Consider the following 16,662-nt stretch of genomic DNA (forward strand, 5'->3'; position numbering starts at 1 on the left):
TCAGGCACGTTTCCGTCCGCCTTCAGTGCCGACATCGGCGGGGCGGGCAACCCGCTCCGTGCCGGGCTAAAACCCGCCGTTCGCCCCTGTGCTGCCTACCCATGTCCGAATATGTCGCAGCGCCGCAAGCACTGGCATTCGCCCACTCGTTAAGCTGCGCAACGGATAGTTCTCTCCCCGGGCCCGGCCTGTAAAAGCGGCGGCGGCCCCCGAAGAAGCTAATCTTCGAACGTGAATGTGACCCCTGGGTCGCGGCCAGCTTCATCAACCTGTCACTCTGCACTGCCCGGATATACCCTGCAGAGTGATGCAGGACCCCTTTTTACGGGGAAAACGCGCGACGCTTCTCTCTATAACAAGCCCAAGCGGAGTACCACAGATGGCGTTCTTCACCGCAGCCAGCAAAGCCGACTTCCAGCATCAACTGCAAGCGGCACTGGCGCAGCACATCAGCGAACAGGCACTGCCACAAGTGGCGTTGTTTGCTGAACAGTTCTTCGGCATCATTTCCCTGGACGAGCTGACCCAGCGTCGGCTTTCCGACCTCGCCGGCTGTACCCTGTCGGCCTGGCGCCTGCTGGAGCGCTTCGATCACGCCCAGCCACAAGTACGGGTCTACAACCCCGACTACGAACGCCATGGCTGGCAGTCGACCCACACCGCCGTCGAAGTCCTGCACCACGACCTGCCATTCCTGGTGGATTCGGTGCGTACAGAACTCAACCGCCGTGGCTACAGTATCCACACCCTGCAAACCACCGTGCTCAGCATACGCCGTGGCAGCAAGGGCGAATTGCTCGAAATCCTGCCCAAAGGCACCCAGGGCGAGGGGATTCTCCACGAATCGCTGATGTACCTGGAGATCGACCGTTGCGCCAACGCCGCTGAACTGAACGTGCTGTCAAAAGAACTGGAACAGGTTCTGGCGGAAGTCCGGGTCGCGGTCGCTGACTTCGAGCCGATGAAGGCCAAGGTCCAGCAGTTGATCGAAGGCATCGACAACAGCCAGTTCGCCATCGAGGCCGATGAAAAAGGCGAGATCAAGAGCTTCCTGGAATGGCTGGTGGGCAACCACTTCACCTTCCTCGGCTACGAAGAGTTCGTGGTCCGGGACGACCAGAACGGCGGTCATATCGAGTATGACCAGAACTCCTTCCTCGGCCTGACCAAACTGCTGCGCGCCGGCCTCACCGCCGATGACCTGCGCATCGAAGACTACGCCGTGAACTACCTGGCCGAACCGACCCCGCTGTCGTTCGCCAAGGCCGCGCACCCGAGCCGCGTGCACCGTCCGGCCTACCCGGATTTCGTTTCGGTACGGGTGATCGACGCCGACGGCAAGGTGGTCAAGGAATGCCGCTTCATGGGCCTCTACACCTCGTCGGTGTATGGCGAAAGCGTGCGCGTGATTCCGTATATTCGCCGCAAGGTCGAGGAAATCGAACACCGCTCCGGCTTCCAGTCCAAGGCCCACCTGGGCAAGGAACTGGCCCAGGTGCTCGAAGTACTGCCGCGCGACGACCTGTTCCAGACTCCGGTGGACGAACTGTTCAGCACCGTGATGTCGATCGTGCAGATCCAGGAGCGCAACAAGATCCGCGTGTTCCTGCGCAAGGACCCGTACGGTCGTTTCTGCTACTGCCTGGCCTATGTGCCGCGTGACATCTACTCCACCGAAGTGCGCCAGAAGATCCAGCAAGTGCTGATGGATCGCCTGAAAGCCACCGACTGCGAGTTCTGGACCTTCTTCTCCGAGTCCGTGCTGGCCCGCGTGCAGCTGATTCTGCGGGTCGATCCGAAGAACCGCCTGGACATCGACCCGGTCCTGCTGGAAAAAGAAGTGGTCCAGGCTTGCCGCAGCTGGCAGGACGACTACGCCAGCCTGGTGGTCGAGAGCTTCGGCGAAGCTCATGGCACCAACGTGCTGTCGGACTTCCCGAAAGGCTTCCCGGCCGGCTACCGCGAGCGTTTCGCCGCGCATTCGGCCGTGGTCGACATGCAGCACCTGCTGAGTCTGACCGAAGCCAACCCGCTGGTCATGAGCTTCTACCAGCCGCTGGGCCAGGTGTCCGGCCAGCGTGAGCTGCATTGCAAGCTCTACCACGCCGATACCCCGCTGGCACTGTCCGACGTCCTGCCGATCCTGGAAAACCTCGGTCTGCGCGTGCTGGGCGAGTTCCCATACCGCCTGCGCCACAGCAACGGTCGCGAGTTCTGGATCCATGACTTCGCCTTCACCGCCGCCGAAGGCCTGGACCTGGATATCCAGCAACTGAACGACACCCTGCAGGACGCCTTCGTCCACATCGTCCGTGGCGATGCCGAGAACGATGCGTTCAACCGCCTCGTGCTCACCGCCGGCCTGCCATGGCGCGACGTGGCGCTGCTGCGTGCCTACGCCCGCTACCTGAAGCAGATCCGCCTGGGCTTCGACCTGGGTTATATCGCCAGCACCCTGAACAACCACACCGATATCGCCCGCGAGTTGACCCGGTTGTTCAAGACCCGCTTCTATCTGGCCCGCAAGCTGAGCGCCGACGACCTCGACGACAAGCAACTGCGCCTGGAACAGGCGATCCTGACCGCCCTGGACGATGTCCAGGTATTGAACGAAGACCGCATCCTGCGTCGCTACCTCGATCTGATCAAGGCGACCTTGCGGACCAACTTCTACCAGACCGACGCCAACGGCCAGAACAAGTCGTACTTCAGCTTCAAGTTCAACCCGCATGCAATTGCGGAGTTGCCGAAGCCGGTACCGAAGTTCGAAATCTTCGTCTACTCGCCGCGTGTCGAAGGCGTGCACCTGCGCTTCGGCAACGTCGCCCGTGGCGGCCTGCGCTGGTCGGACCGCGAGGAAGACTACCGCACCGAAGTCCTGGGCCTGGTAAAAGCCCAGCAAGTGAAGAACTCGGTCATCGTGCCGGTGGGTGCGAAGGGCGGCTTCCTGCCGCGTCGCCTGCCACTGGGCGGCAGCCGTGACGAGATCGCGGCCGAGGGCATCGCCTGCTACCGCATCTTCATCTCCGGCCTGCTGGACATCACCGACAACCTCAAGGACGGCGCCCTGGTGCCACCGGCCAACGTCGTGCGTCATGACGACGATGACCCGTACCTGGTGGTGGCGGCGGACAAAGGCACCGCGACCTTCTCCGACATCGCCAACGGCATTGCCATCGACTACGGTTTCTGGCTCGGCGACGCCTTCGCTTCCGGCGGCTCGGCCGGCTACGACCACAAGAAAATGGGCATCACCGCCAAGGGCGCGTGGGTCGGCGTACAGCGCCACTTCCGCGAGCGCGGCATCAACGTCCAGGAAGACAGCGTCACCGTGGTCGGTGTCGGCGACATGGCCGGCGACGTGTTCGGCAACGGCCTGTTGATGTCCGACAAGCTTAAGCTGGTCGCGGCCTTCAACCACCTGCACATCTTCATCGACCCGAACCCGGAGCCGACCTCCAGCTTCGCCGAGCGCCAGCGCCTGTTCGACCTGCCGCGTTCGGCCTGGTCCGACTACGACACCAGCATCATGTCCGAAGGCGGCGGGATCTTCTCGCGCAGCGCGAAGAGCATCGCGATCTCCGCGCAGATGAAAGAGCGTTTCGACATCAGCGCCGACAAGCTGACCCCGACCGAGCTGCTCAATGCCTTGCTCAAGGCGCCAGTGGACCTGTTATGGAACGGCGGTATCGGCACCTACGTCAAGGCCAGCACCGAAAGCCACGCCGATGTCGGCGACAAGGCCAACGATGCATTGCGCGTGAACGGTAACGAACTGCGCTGCAAGGTGGTGGGCGAGGGTGGCAATCTGGGCATGACCCAGCTCGGCCGTGTCGAGTTCGGTCTCAATGGCGGCGGTTCCAACACCGACTTCATCGACAACGCCGGTGGCGTGGACTGTTCCGACCACGAAGTGAATATCAAGATCCTGCTCAACGAAGTGGTGCAGGCCGGCGATATGACCGACAAGCAGCGTAACCAGCTGCTGGCCAGCATGACTGACGAAGTCGGCGGCCTGGTGCTCGGCAACAACTACAAGCAGACCCAGGCCCTGTCCCTGGCGGCCCGTCGTGCCTACGACCGGATCGCCGAGTACAAGCGCCTGATGAGCGACCTGGAAGGCCGTGGCAAGCTTGACCGTGCCATCGAGTTCCTGCCGGCGGAAGAGCAGCTTGTGGAGCGAGTGGCGGCCGGCCAGGGCCTGACCCGTGCCGAGTTGTCGGTGTTGATCTCCTACAGCAAGATCGACCTCAAGGCGGCCCTGCTCGACTCCAAGGTACCGGACGACGAATACCTGACCCGCGACATGGAAACCGCGTTCCCGCCGACGCTGGTGAGCAAGTTCGCCGATGCCATGCGTCGTCACCGTCTGAAGCGTGAAATCGTCAGTACCCAGATCGCCAACGACCTGGTCAACCACATGGGCATCACCTTCGTGCAGCGCCTGAAGGAGTCCACTGGCATGAGCCCGGCGAATGTCGCCGGTGCCTATGTCATCGTGCGTGACATCTTCCACCTCCCGCACTGGTTCCGTCAGATCGAGGCCCTGGACTACAAGGTCTCGGCCGAGACCCAACTGGAACTGATGGACGAACTGATGCGCCTGGGCCGTCGCGCCACGCGCTGGTTCCTGCGCAGCCGTCGCAACGAGCAGGATGCCGCCCGTGACGTCGCGCACTTCGGTCCGCACCTGGCAGCCCTGGGCCTCAAGCTCGACGAACTGCTGGAAGGTCCGACCCGCGAAGTCTGGCAGACCCGCTACCAGGCCTATGTCCAGGCCGGTGTACCGGAGTTGCTGGCGCGCATGGTGGCCGGTACCACGCACCTGTACACCCTGTTGCCGATCATCGAAGCGGCTGATGTCACCGGTCACGACGCCGCCGAAGTGGCCAAGGCCTACTTCGCGGTGGGCAGTGCCCTGGACCTGACCTGGTATTCCCAGCAGATCAGCGACCTGCGTGTCGGCAACAACTGGCAGGCCCAGGCCCGCGAAGCGTTCCGCGATGATGTCGACTGGCAGCAGCGGGCGATCACCATCTCCGTGTTGAAACTGGCCGACGCGCCGGAAGACATGGAAGCCCGCGTAGCCCTGTGGCTGGAGCAGAACGCGAGCATGGCCGATCGCTGGCGTGCAATGCTGGTGGAAATCCGTGCCGCCAGCGGCACCGACTACGCCATGTACGCAGTGGCCAACCGTGAGTTGATGGACCTGGCATTGAGCGGTTCAACCAGCGCCTTGATAGCCTGAAACAAGTGGTAACCGAAAGCCCCGGCTCGTGAGAGTCGGGGCTTTTTTTGTTCAGGGCGGTAAAAGAGTATTTGAAGTTTATAAAAAGAACCGGAGGTCAGCCGAAAATCCATTCGCCGGTTGAACCGTTAAAGGGTGTTAATAGATATATTACGGGTTGATAATATAGATGGGAAAGTAGATGAAGCGATTGGCTATTTGAGCTTTTTATCGAGTGACTGAAGATTAGTATAAGGAGATTGAAGTTATTTAAGGTTTGTGGAATGACTGTTTCTGCTCTTGAAACATCGGATGTTGCAGTGGCGCTTGACGGTGAGGAATATCATGCCCTGGTGACAAGTCGACTACCGGACTGGCTGAAGGTTGCGCCCTTTGCCACCCGTAGTTCCTACGCGGACAACCTGCGCCGCCATCAGGCGGACAAGGCCCGCCTGGCCTCTTATCTAGAGGGCTTGCAGAGCCCGGAAGCCTTTGCTGCACCGCTTTTGCAACACGGCCTGGACAAGGCGTTCGGCCCGGGATTGGACGTGCATCGGGACCAGCTCAGGCATGTTCATATACTGGCGGCGCAAACAGCGTCCACGCCCTATCAACAAAGACTTACGCAACAAACGCTGTTGCAGGCTGCCTTGCAGAACTTCGAGGAAAGTGAAACGACTTACTTTGGCTTCGACCGGGGTTCGCAGATACTGCGCCAGACTCAAGGTGTCTTGCTGAAGGAATTTACGCCACGGGCATTTGCGCGGTTATGTCGCGATCTGGATCTGGGCGGAAAATACAAGGAACATATCGAGTCTTTTCTGTTGCGCAAGAGCGCCTCCGGGCAACGCGACGATGAATTTCGTCGATTGTTCGTGGCCAACGAGGTCTCCGAGTTGGCGCTCCAGGCGGATATTGCGGTGATGAAAGGGCATATCGACGACTCTGCCTATCGCATGATAAAGCAGTGGGTCGGCGGCAACCCCAGTCCTCTGTGGAGCCTGCACGCCGTGCAGTTTCATGAGATCAAGATGCTCGATGTCCGCATTCCCGACAGTGGCTATCGAGGCGCCTTGCTCAAGGGCGTGCTACTGACCCGTTTCGACGTCGCGAGTACCCGAGAGTCTTGCCCTTGTGTGGTGTACCTGTCCGGTGATGCCGGGCAGGCGCTCAAGCAGTATTCGTCCCTGGCGGCATTCGAGGATGATCTCGGCCACAGGCTGCTCGATCAGGATTATCGGCACGAATTTCGCCGCTACCTCCATTTGCGTTCCCAGCCGGTGTTTTTCACCGCACTGAATGAGCGCCTGAATTCCTCGGGCGCCGAGACGGACCGGCGAGCGCGGCTGCAACTGCAGTTGGCGCGGATAACCGGCGATCCCTTTTTCGAACTGTATGTGCAGCACACCGACAAGCTGCTCGACGATGCCAGGATCCTGGCGGTGTCGACGGATGCGGAGGACAAGAAGACCCGTAGCGCTCGCTGGCATGCCTTTGTGGATTGGGGCGTCAACCTGCTGTTTTTCGTGCCGGGCCTGGGCGAGGCGATGCTGGCGGTGGCCGCCGCGCAGATGCTGGTACAGGTCTACGAGGGCATCGAGACGTGGCAGCACGGCGACAGGAAGCAGGCCGTGCTGGCCTTTCTCGGGGTGGTGCTGAACCTGGAGCTCGGGGCCTTCATGCACGCTTTGGCGCGCGACGCTCAAGCGGCTGCCTTTATCGACAACCTCAAGCAGGTCAAGCTGCCGGACGGCGGCACCCGGTTATGGAAAACCGACCTTACGCCCTATCGACACGCCCCGACCTTGCCCGAAGGGCTCAGGCCCGACGAATCAGGCTTGTATGTGAGCAATGGCAGTACTTATCTGCCGTTGGACGGGGATTACTACAAGCTCAGTCCCACGGGCGTCAGCCATGAGTACCGCGCCGAGCATCCCACCCGGAGCACCTATTCGCCGCTGTTCAGCCATAACGGCTCGGGCGCCTGGAGCCATGAGCTGGAGCAGCCACTGCGGTGGGATGCGTTCACCTTGTTCACGCGCCTGGGCGCGGACATGGCGGGCTTTTCCCCGGAGCAGGCGGCGCGGATAATGACCGTCAGCGGCGTGGAGGCCGAGCAGTTGCGTCCGGTCTACCTGGATCAGTTGAGCCGACCGGCACTGCTGAACGACACGGTGCAGCGTTTCAGGACCGATGCGGATATCCAGCGGTTTATCGATACCGGTACGACCAATGGCGGCGTGGTCGATTGGCGTATCCAGGAGCAGTTGCTGGAGACCTTGTGGCCGCCCACCAAGGTGTTGCGGTTCGTCAATGGCGAAGGGCGGATATTGAAGGAGTACGGCCCGGCGGATAAAGCGCGGTTGCCGGTAGTGACCGTCACCGAAGCCCAGATACGTGAGGCCGAACTGCTGCAAGTGGTGTTGCAGGGGCTCGGTCAGGACGAGATCGATACGTTGCTCGGGCGTCCGCCGGGCGCTGCACGGTTGACCAGCGCTGAACAACTGACCGCCCTGAACCGGCGACTTGCCGCCGAAGCGCAGAATCAGCGTAGCGCACTGTTCGAGGCTTACTACGCGTTTCGCAGCCGTTCGCGCAATGCCTTCGTTGCCTTGTTCAAACGCGACTTCCCCGGCTTGCCGACCGCGATTGCCGATGAGTTGGCCAGTGCGGCCAACGACTATGAGGTCGAGTCTCTGAAAGCGGGGAGGGTGCCGCTACGCCTGGCGGAAGAAAGTCGCTGGTATCTGCAGCAGGTACGTATCGCGCGAGCCTACGAAGGACTTTTCCTCGAATCTTCGGTCAGCCTGGATAGCGATCGGTTGTTCCTGCATTCACTGGAAAACCTGCCAGGTTGGTCGAAAAACCTGCGCATCGAGCTGTATGAGCCTTCTGCGCTTGCCCCGAGCGGGCAACGCCTGGTCGACAGCCTGGGGCCGATCTCATCCGCCACGCCCCTGGAGTTGCTGCGCAAGTCGGGAGGTTATGAGATCGAAGGGCGGGACCTGCCTGGCGATCTTCAGATGGCGCTATTGCGGGCTCTGCCGGAAAACCGCCTCAAAGCCCTGGGCTTCTCGCGCACAGCCCGCCCCCAGCTGTTCAGGCAGGCGGTGGTGCGTCACCTGGAGTTGTCGCGCGCGCGCATTCGCTCGCTGCTGAACATGCAGGCGATCAAGCCCGGATTCCGCTCACCCATGCGCTTGAGCGAGGGGCGAATCGGCTACCCGCTCGGTGGGCAGCAGAGTGTGCAAGCGGTATCACCGAGTCATTTGCAGTTGCTGGTGGACAAGCTTTATCCCGGCCAGGATCTGGAGACGGTCCGGCAGTTCCTGTTGCTGGAAGGGCAGGATGACAAGGTATTCCTGAGAGCCCTCAAGAAACGGCAGGAGCAGTACCAGAAGCTGAAACTGATGCTGGAATACTGGCGGCTCGACGGTGAGTACGAGCGTGGCGGTGTGGGTGGCTGGCTGGTGACCAAGGCTTCCAAGTCACGGGTGGTGGAGCGGATAAGAAGGTGCTGGCGCCGGGAGTCGCAGCAACTGCTCGATGCCAGTGGCCAACCGTTGGGGTATGAGCTGGACTTGTCGAAGGAGCGCTTGCTGAAGTTGCCCGAACTGGAGCCGGGCAGTTTCGATCATGTGGTCTCATTGAAGCTGACCCTGGTCGGACTTCGCGAACGTCGTGATTTCGATGCCTTTCTCAAGCACTTTCCCAAGCTGCGTGAGCTGCATATCACCGGGGGCCGGCTCACGCGCTTGCCATCGGGCATTGGTGAGATGGGTGAGCTGCGCAGGTTGCAGCTCAACGGCAACCGGATCGTCTGGACCCAGGTACTGGGGCAGCAACTGCGCAGCCTCAAGCGCCTGAGGCGACTGAACCTGGATGGCAATCCCCTGGGGTTGTTCAGTGCCAGGGGAATGCCCGGGTTACAGGGGCTCCAGCTACAGCGTACCGAGCTGTCCGCCTGGCCGACCGGGGTACTGGAGTTGCTTGATCTGGCGCTGCTGGATCTGCAGGGAAATCGCTTGACCTCCATACCCTGGGAATTTTTCAGCCTGAGCAGCCGCAGGATGAGAACGGTACTGCTTTACGGTAATCCGTTCGATGTAACGACACGTTATGTGATTACCCAGTTCATTGATCGACCTTCGATACGTTTCGCCCTGCCAGAGGATACGGGCATCCTGGAGCAGGGTGTGCCGAGGTTGACGCCTGTCGTGGAGAACTGGCTGGACAGCAGTGTTCCGGTTGCGGAGCAGGAGCAGAAGAGGGCGCAGTGGGACCTGCTCGCCAACGAACCGGGGAGCGAAACCTTTCTGGAGTCGATTGCCGCGCTGCGTTACTCGGCGGATTATCGCGCCGAATACCGGACGCAGTTGACCCGGCGCGTCTGGCGAATGATCGAGGCGGCAATTGCCGACTCCAGCTTGCGTCAGGTCCTGTTCGACTGGACGAGCGACCTGGAAACCTGTGCCGATGGTTTTACCGAGGTGTTCAGCCGCCTGGGAGGTGAGGTGCTGCTCTACGAGGCGGGGCAATTGACGGGCGATGCCCGGGAGGCGGCCTGCCTGGTCTTGGCTCGGGGGCGTTCGCGACTGGCGCGATTGAACGATATCTCCAAGGTCGAAACCGCCAGCCAGGACATCGCCAGGGCCGCGCGTATCGAGGACGCCAGGGCCGAGGCCGTTGCGACGGCAAGCGGGCTGCCCCTGAGCGAGGCCGAAATCGAGGAGGCCGGGCGTGTGGCGGCCGCGGCCGCCGATGCGCGCTGGCCCCATGTCGATGAGGTCGAGATCTACCTGGCTTACCGTGTCGACCTCGCCGAGCGTCTCGGACTGCCCTGGCAACCCTTGTCCATGTTGTATCGGGGGGCCAGCAATGTCAGTCGCGATATGACCCGGGAGGCGGGTGATCGCATCCTGGCGGCGGAGCAGGTGCCTGGCAAGCAGGTCGAGCTGCTGCTTGAACAGCCGCTCTGGAAGGATTACCTGAAGACTCTGCCCGAGACGGAACGTCATGCGGTCGTGGCGCAGGAACAGTTGCAAACCCTGGAGGAAGTGCGCGAGGCCCTGGAAGAGCTGGCACGACAGCCGCAGGCCTCCGCGCAGGCCATCGCCGAGTGGACCGCAACGGTGAAGCAGGGGGCGGGCACCTTGGGGATCGCCGAGGCGGATATTCCCGTTGGCCGGGAAATGAGCGATACGGTCTATGAGCAGGCGCTCGAAGTGATCGACCGAGAGCGACAAGCCGGGGAAGTGCGGATCACCCGCGAGGCACTGGATCGTGCCCAGGCGCCCGAAAGTTCGGACCTGTGAAGTCCGCCTCTTGCAGGGCGGCCCTGGCTGTGTCGGATGGGGGCGGACCGTTGCGTGGCGCTGTTCAGATACCGATATTGCCCAGGGTCTGCACGATATTGCGCAAGGTGCCGGCGATGGCGGGGTGTTCGAGTTCGAAGCGCTCGACCGCCAGGTTGACGCCGTCGGCCAGGCTGCTGTCCTGGGTCGCGGTTTCCAGTTTCAGCTTCAGTTCGATCTGCTGCATCAGTTCCTGCAGGTTCTCGCGCTCGGCTTCGGACAGCGGTGGATTCTGCTCAAGTTGCTCGCGCAGGGTATCGAGTTGTTCTTGCAGTTCGCTGGCAGGCATGGTGGTTTCCTTCTATGGATAGTCTCTGGCATAGACCTTCGTGCAGCGATAAAGGTCTGTGCCTGCCTTTCAGAGTAATCCACAGCGGCGATCCGTGCCTGATCTTGATCAAGCCCCGGGCTCAGGGCTTCTCGCCCTTGAGCCGGCGCAGGGCGATATCGTCCAGGCAGGTCGCCAGTTCACCGAGGTGATCGATCACCGAGTGCACGCCAAGGCTGAACAGCTCCACGGTGGCCTTGCCGCGCTTCCTTTCCCGTTCTTTCTGCGGCAGTGCCTGCCACTCCATGGGCGACAGGCCGCACAAAGGCCCGCAGGAGGCCAGGCCGATGGTCCACAACCCGGCGTTCAGGCCCGATTGCAGCAGGCGCGGCTCGCCGCTGACCAGCACGCAGCCCTCCAGTTGTCCCACGCCGAGTTCCATCAGCGCATGCCAGCAGGCATTGGGCGCCGGCCACTGTACGCAGTTGGCGGGCGTGAGAGAGGGTTTGATCCAGTCGGGCAGGGTTGCGGCGAGCGGTTGGCTGAGGGTGTGGGGCAATTCATCCAGCCAGGCGCAGGGCACGCCGCGTTGTTGTAGTCCCTGGAGAATCTCCAGCGCACCCGGCGTGGCGTGATTGTGTTCGTCCGGATCCAGGTGCGGGCGGGCGCGGGCGCCGAAATCCACCAGGCAACCGGTCAGGCCGAAGAGCAGGGCGGTGGGCGCGGGCAAAGGTGCGACGGCGGGTAGTGGCATGGCAGCGTCCCTGATGATGACTGCGCAGAATAAGGCGTCGCCATGACAATTGGATGACTGGGCGTCCTTGGCCTAACCTGTAATTCTTTGTAGGACTTGTCCGAGTCATACTGCCTAAACCCAAGCATCCGCTTTATACTGCCGCTCATCAATCAGGGCATGGCGCCCCGCATCCCGTCTCATCCAAGGAGTTTCTCTCTATGCGCTGGATCGATCGTCTAGCTCAGTTGTCGTTGTGTGCCAGCGTTGCGTTGGTGCCATTTGCCGCACAGGCGGCGGACGAAGATCCGTGGGAAAGCGTCAACCGTCCTATCTTCAAGTTCAACGATGTACTGGACACCTACGCCCTGAAACCCCTGGCTCAAGGCTATCAGGCGGTCACCCCGCAATTCCTTGAAGACGGTATCCACAACGTCTTTCGTAACTTCGGCGATGTCGGCAATCTGGTCAACGACGTGCTCCAGCTCAAGCCACAGGCGGCGGGTGTCGATACCGCGCGCCTGTTGCTGAACACCACCCTCGGCGTGGCGGGCTTCTTCGACGTCGGCACCAAGATGGGGCTGCAACGCAACGATGAAGACTTCGGCCAGACCCTCGGTCACTGGGGCGTCGGCAGCGGCCCGTACGTGGTCATCCCGTTCCTCGGGCCAAGCACCCTGCGGGATGCGCCGTCCAAGTACGTGGACAGCTACACCGAACCATACCGCTACATCAACGACGTCCCGGCGCGCAACATCACTTTCGGCCTGGACATCATCGACACCCGCGCCAGCCTGCTGTCGAGCGAGAAGCTGATCAGCGGCGACAAGTACATCTTCATCCGCAACGCCTACCTGCAGAACCGCGAGTTCAAGGTCAAGGACGGCAAGGTCGTGGACGACTTCTAGTCTGCGTCCCCCCGGCTTCCAGCTGCGCAAACGAAAAAAGGCGACTCGATGAGTCGCCTTTTTCATGAGGGGGACCTGTCAGCGCATTTGCAGGATGCGCAGCCCCAGCTTCTGGTCGTTGGCCCACACCACCTCGGTTTCGGCCTCCAGGCCCTTGAGCGCCGGATGGTCGGAGTCGATGCGCACCGATATCCGGTCGCCGGCATTGAACTGACGGGGTGCCTCGACCTGCATGCCGGTGCTGGACAAGTCCAGGCACACCGCGGAAATCTCCAGGCCGGCGTGGATCAGCGTCACGTCGGCATCGACGCGCATCCGGATGTAATCACGCTTTTCACTGTAGTCGCGATCGGTTTGGCTCATGGACTCTGTCCTTCGATTCCGTTGTGGTTTTCACACTTCTTATAACTCCCGGTGATTTGAGGTGTAAAGACCTCAAGCGACCATCGGCATGAGCTTGAAACGCCCGGCGGATGGGAGTACCGTCTGCGCCTTAGAAGGGCACCTCTGATACCGATGCACCGGACGTGATCGTCCGACCGTTCGAGACAGAGAGGCTAGAAAGCGAATCCAGTAGTACGCGGGCCTGTTGCCTTGCGGTCTACGCCAACCTAATTCTGGCGCCGTTTGCCCACATGCAAAAAACCAGTGCCACGCTGCTGATAATTGATGACGACGAAGTAGTGCGCGCAAGCCTTGCGGCCTATTTGGAAGACAGCGGATTCAGCGTCCTGCAAGCCAGCAACGGCCTGCAGGGACTTCAGGTATTCGAGCAAGCACAGCCCGACTTGGTGATCTGCGACCTGCGCATGCCCCAGATGGGTGGCCTCGAGCTCATTCGCCAGGTGACCGACCTCGCGCCGCAAACGCCGGTGATCGTGGTCTCGGGCGCGGGCGTCATGAACGATGCCGTCGAAGCGTTGCGCCTGGGTGCGGCGGACTACCTGATCAAGCCCCTCGAAGACCTCGCCGTTCTGGAGCACTCCGTGCGCCGGGCCCTGGACCGTGCGCGCCTGCTGCTGGAAAACCAGCGCTACCGGGAAAAGCTCGAGACCGCCAACCGCGAGCTCGAAGCCAGCCTCCATCTGTTGCAGGAAGACCAGAACGCCGGTCGCCAGGTCCAGATGAACATGCTGCCGGTCAGTCCCTGGAGCATCGACGACTTCAACTTCGCCCACCAGATCATTCCGTCCCTGTACCTGTCCGGCGATTTCGTCGACTACTTCCGGGTCGATGAACGGCGTGTGGCGTTCTACCTGGCGGATGTCTCCGGCCATGGTGCGTCGTCGGCCTTTGTCACCGTGTTGTTGAAGTTCATGACCACGCGGCTGCTGTTCGAGTCCAAGCGCAACGGCACCTTGCCGGAGTTCACCCCCTCGCAGGTGCTGGGCCATATCAACCGTGGCCTGATCAACTGCAAGCTGGGCAAGCATGTGACCATGGTCGGCGGCGTGATCGATGAAGAAACCGGGTTGTTGACCTACAGCATCGGTGGTCATCTGCCGTTGCCGGTGCTCTATACCCCGGACAGTGTGCGTTACCTGGAAGGCCGTGGCCTGCCGGTGGGCTTGTTCAACGAGGCCACCTATGAAGACCACATTCTGGAACTGCCGCCGACATTTAGTCTTACACTGATGTCTGATGGCATTCTGGATCTTTTGCAGCAAGATACACTCAAAGAGAAAGAGGCTGCCTTACCAGAATTGGTGAGAACAGCCGGCGGCAGCCTGGATGGCTTGCGCCAGGTTTTTGGATTGGCCACGCTAGGGGAGATGCCGGATGATATCGCCTTGTTAGTGTTGAGCAGGAATCTTTGATGAGTACCGGTAGAATCCAGTTCGCCGAACAGGATGGCACCTTCGTTCTGAAGTTCGTGGGTGAAGTTCGCCTGACCCTGTGTTCAGCGTTGGATGCCACGATCGAGAAGATCTTCACGGCGCTGAATTTCACGGCGATCGTGATCGACCTGACCGAAACCCGCAGCATCGACAGCACCACCCTGGGCTTGCTGGCCAAGCTCTCGATCCTGTCGCGGCAGAAAGTGGGCCTGTTGCCGACCGTGGTGACCGTCCACGACGACATCACCCGCCTGCTGCAGTCCATGGGTTTCGACCAGGTGTTCAACATCGTCAACCGCCCGATCCCGTGCCCGGAATGCCTGACCGACCTGCCTTCGCAGGACCAGTCGGAAGAAGTGGTGCGGGTCAAGGTGCTGGAAGCGCACAAGATCCTCATGGGCTTGAACGACTCCAACCGCGAAGCGTTTCACGACCTGGTGAATGCGCTGGAGCGCACTTGAGCGACTGACGCCTGTGGGAACTGGCTTGCCAGCGAAGAACGTTGTGGGAGCTGGCTTGCCAGCGAAGAACGATAACGCAGTCCCTGTGGAAGCTGGGCTTACCAGCGATAAACGATAACGCGGGCCCTGTGGGAGCTGGCTTGCCAGCGAAGAACGATAATGCGGTCTCTAGCCGGCCGCATTACCGCCCCTCCAACAACTCCCCCGCCTGATCCAGCAAGGCCAGCGGATCCTTGGTCTTGTGAATATCCACCGACAGCAACTGCCGGAAGCGCCGCGCCCCCGGAAACCCCGTGCCCAGCCCCAGCACATGGCGGGTGATATGGTGCATCGCCCCGCCATCGGCGATATGCGCCGCCACATAAGGCCGCAGCTGCACCAACGCCTCGGCGCGGGAAAGCACCGGTGCCGCACTGCCAAACAACTGCTGATCCACTTCCGCCAGCAGATACGGGTTGTGATAAGCCTCACGGCCCAGCATCACCCCGTCAAACGTCTGCAGATGCTCGTGACACTGCTCCAGCGTCTTGATCCCACCGTTGAGGACAACCTCCAGCTCCGGAAAGTCCTGCTTCAATCGCGCGGCCACGTCATAGCGCAACGGTGGAATATCGCGGTTCTCCTTGGGTGACAGTCCTTCCAGGATGGCGATCCGCGCATGCACGGTAAAACTGCGGCAACCGGCATCGCGCACCTTGCCGACGAAATCGCAGAGCTCTTCATAACTGTCACGGCCATTGATGCCGATGCGGTGCTTGACCGTCACCGGAATCGACACCGCATCGCGCATCGCCTTCACACAATCGGCCACCAGCTCGGGATGCCCCATCAGACAGGCGCCGATCATATTGTTCTGCACCCGGTCGCTGGGGCAGCCGACATTGAGGTTCACCTCGTCATAACCGGCGTCCTCGGCCATACGGGCACAGGCGGCCAGATCGGCCGGCACACTGCCGCCCAACTGCAACGCCAGTGGATGCTCGGAAGCGTTGTAGCGCAGGAAGCGCTCGTGATCGCCGTGCAGGATCGCGCCCGTGGTGACCATCTCGGTGTAGAGCAGGGTGTGCTTGGAAAGCAGGCGCAGGAAGAACCGGCAGTGGCGGTCCGTCCAGTCCATCATGGGGGCCACGCTGAAGCGGCGAGAGGGCTCGGAGCGGGTGGGGGTAGCGTTCAAAGGCATGGAAAGTCTGTCGCTGTGGGCGCAGCCGGCGCGAATGGGGCAGGGCGCGAGCTTGAGTGGCGTGGGGCTGAATGGGGTGGAGTTTATCAGGAAATGGAGTTGGCTGGCGGGGGAGGCGAGAGGGCTGGTCTTTGAAATACAAAACGCCCGATGCGGTGCATCGGGCGCTGTGATGGCAGATTCAGTTAACCAACCTGGATAATCGGCCCATCAGCTTTATTCGTCGTATTCGAAGGAAGAGGTCCGTAGATGAGTGAGACAAGGTTCAGGGTATTCGTGAAGGTTTCCTGGGCGCGTCCACTCGACACCGAGGTAGCCCACCGGACTTGGGAGTATCCACTGGAAGCAGGGGTGCACTTGCCTGTTTCATTGGGCTGAATCGCTTCCACATTGAACTCCATGGTCTGTTCCCCGTTGAAAATACTGGGGTTCCACCACCGCACGTTCGCGATCACGTTGCTCGATGCATCGCGAACGTCATCGAGGTTGATGGTGAACTTCGCCGATTTAATGGGAAAGATCGTACTGTTGTGCAGTACTGGAGCGGAAGTATAGAGCTCTTGCCTGTTCTGGTTGATCTGCAATGCACCAGGCAGATCCAGAGTGATCTTGATGCCGTTCTGGTTGAAAAGGGTGAAGGTTTTAGCTGGGGTTTGGTCTTTGTTTGAGATTGCGTCAGACATTTTTTATTCC

General features: G+C 61.1%; 10 protein-coding genes. 5 read left to right on the plus strand and 5 right to left on the minus strand.

Annotated elements, in window-relative coordinates; genetic code table 11:
- Positions 1 to 379 precede the first annotated feature (379 nt).
- Positions 380 to 5,248, plus strand: a complete 4,869-nt coding sequence (locus HX851_RS12655; protein ID WP_177065566.1) for an NAD-glutamate dehydrogenase — start codon at positions 380 to 382, stop codon at positions 5,246 to 5,248.
- A 263-nt stretch (positions 5,249 to 5,511) separates the two neighbouring features.
- The gene (locus tag HX851_RS12660; RefSeq protein ID WP_177065567.1) at positions 5,512 to 10,542 is read left to right on the plus strand and encodes a dermonecrotic toxin domain-containing protein; all 5,031 of its coding nucleotides are present in this window, start codon (positions 5,512 to 5,514) and stop codon (positions 10,540 to 10,542) included.
- 64 nt (positions 10,543 to 10,606) lie between these two features.
- On the opposite strand, the gene HX851_RS12665 is transcribed toward HX851_RS12660, so the two are convergent.
- Both HX851_RS12665 and pcrP read right to left on the minus strand, forming a co-directional pair.
- Complete coding sequence (locus HX851_RS12665; RefSeq protein WP_177062476.1) at positions 10,607 to 10,870, minus strand: DUF4404 family protein; 264 nt, start codon at positions 10,868 to 10,870, stop codon at positions 10,607 to 10,609.
- A 121-nt stretch (positions 10,871 to 10,991) separates the two neighbouring features.
- Positions 10,992 to 11,603, minus strand: coding sequence for an HAD superfamily inactivated hydrolase PcrP (gene pcrP, locus HX851_RS12670; protein ID WP_177062477.1), 612 nt, complete (start codon positions 11,601 to 11,603; stop codon positions 10,992 to 10,994).
- A gap of 200 nt (positions 11,604 to 11,803) precedes the next feature.
- Here pcrP and HX851_RS12675 point away from each other — a divergent pair, with 200 nt between their 5' ends.
- Entirely contained in the window at positions 11,804 to 12,490 is a 687-nt protein-coding gene (locus tag HX851_RS12675; RefSeq protein WP_177065568.1) for an MlaA family lipoprotein, read from the plus strand.
- A 78-nt stretch (positions 12,491 to 12,568) separates the two neighbouring features.
- Here HX851_RS12675 and HX851_RS12680 read toward each other — a convergent pair whose 3' ends face one another.
- On the minus strand, positions 12,569 to 12,853 hold the full coding sequence (locus HX851_RS12680) for a PilZ domain-containing protein (RefSeq protein ID WP_177065569.1): 285 nt from the start codon (positions 12,851 to 12,853) through the stop codon (positions 12,569 to 12,571).
- A 272-nt stretch (positions 12,854 to 13,125) separates the two neighbouring features.
- On the opposite strand from HX851_RS12680, the gene rssB reads away from it, so the two are divergent.
- The gene (gene rssB / locus HX851_RS12685) at positions 13,126 to 14,307 is read left to right on the plus strand and encodes a two-component system response regulator RssB (RefSeq protein ID WP_017127880.1); all 1,182 of its coding nucleotides are present in this window, start codon (positions 13,126 to 13,128) and stop codon (positions 14,305 to 14,307) included.
- The gene (gene rssC / locus HX851_RS12690; RefSeq protein WP_177062480.1) at positions 14,307 to 14,789 is read left to right on the plus strand and encodes an anti-sigma factor antagonist RssC; all 483 of its coding nucleotides are present in this window, start codon (positions 14,307 to 14,309) and stop codon (positions 14,787 to 14,789) included. The genes rssB and rssC overlap by 1 nt, the downstream gene beginning before the upstream one ends.
- A 181-nt stretch (positions 14,790 to 14,970) precedes the next feature.
- Here the strand turns inward: rssC and dusA are convergent, their stop codons facing one another.
- Complete coding sequence (gene dusA / locus HX851_RS12695) at positions 14,971 to 15,969, minus strand: tRNA dihydrouridine(20/20a) synthase DusA (protein ID WP_177065570.1); 999 nt, start codon at positions 15,967 to 15,969, stop codon at positions 14,971 to 14,973.
- A gap of 185 nt (positions 15,970 to 16,154) precedes the next feature.
- Entirely contained in the window at positions 16,155 to 16,652 is a 498-nt protein-coding gene (locus HX851_RS12700) for a hypothetical protein (protein WP_017127933.1), read from the minus strand.
- Positions 16,653 to 16,662 lie beyond the last annotated feature (10 nt).

The sequence above is a fragment of the Pseudomonas gingeri genome (assembly GCF_013385635.1).
In the GTDB taxonomy this organism is placed as follows: Bacteria; Pseudomonadota; Gammaproteobacteria; order Pseudomonadales; family Pseudomonadaceae; genus Aquipseudomonas; species Aquipseudomonas gingeri_A.

Bases quoted from the DNA above. Each gene is read 5' to 3' on its own strand.
- HX851_RS12655 (WP_177065566.1), top strand. From the start codon at position 380: ATGGCGTTCTTCACCGCAGCCAGCAAAGCCGACTTCCAGCATCAACTG.
- HX851_RS12660 (WP_177065567.1), top strand. From the start codon at position 5,512: ATGACTGTTTCTGCTCTTGAAACATCGGATGTTGCAGTGGCGCTTGAC.
- HX851_RS12665 (WP_177062476.1), bottom strand. From the start codon at position 10,870: ATGCCTGCCAGCGAACTGCAAGAACAACTCGATACCCTGCGCGAGCAA.
- pcrP (WP_177062477.1), bottom strand. From the start codon at position 11,603: ATGCCACTACCCGCCGTCGCACCTTTGCCCGCGCCCACCGCCCTGCTC.
- HX851_RS12675 (WP_177065568.1), top strand. From the start codon at position 11,804: ATGCGCTGGATCGATCGTCTAGCTCAGTTGTCGTTGTGTGCCAGCGTT.
- HX851_RS12680 (WP_177065569.1), bottom strand. From the start codon at position 12,853: ATGAGCCAAACCGATCGCGACTACAGTGAAAAGCGTGATTACATCCGG.
- rssB (WP_017127880.1), top strand. From the start codon at position 13,126: ATGCAAAAAACCAGTGCCACGCTGCTGATAATTGATGACGACGAAGTA.
- rssC (WP_177062480.1), top strand. From the start codon at position 14,307: ATGAGTACCGGTAGAATCCAGTTCGCCGAACAGGATGGCACCTTCGTT.
- dusA (WP_177065570.1), bottom strand. From the start codon at position 15,969: ATGCCTTTGAACGCTACCCCCACCCGCTCCGAGCCCTCTCGCCGCTTC.
- HX851_RS12700 (WP_017127933.1), bottom strand. From the start codon at position 16,652: ATGTCTGACGCAATCTCAAACAAAGACCAAACCCCAGCTAAAACCTTC.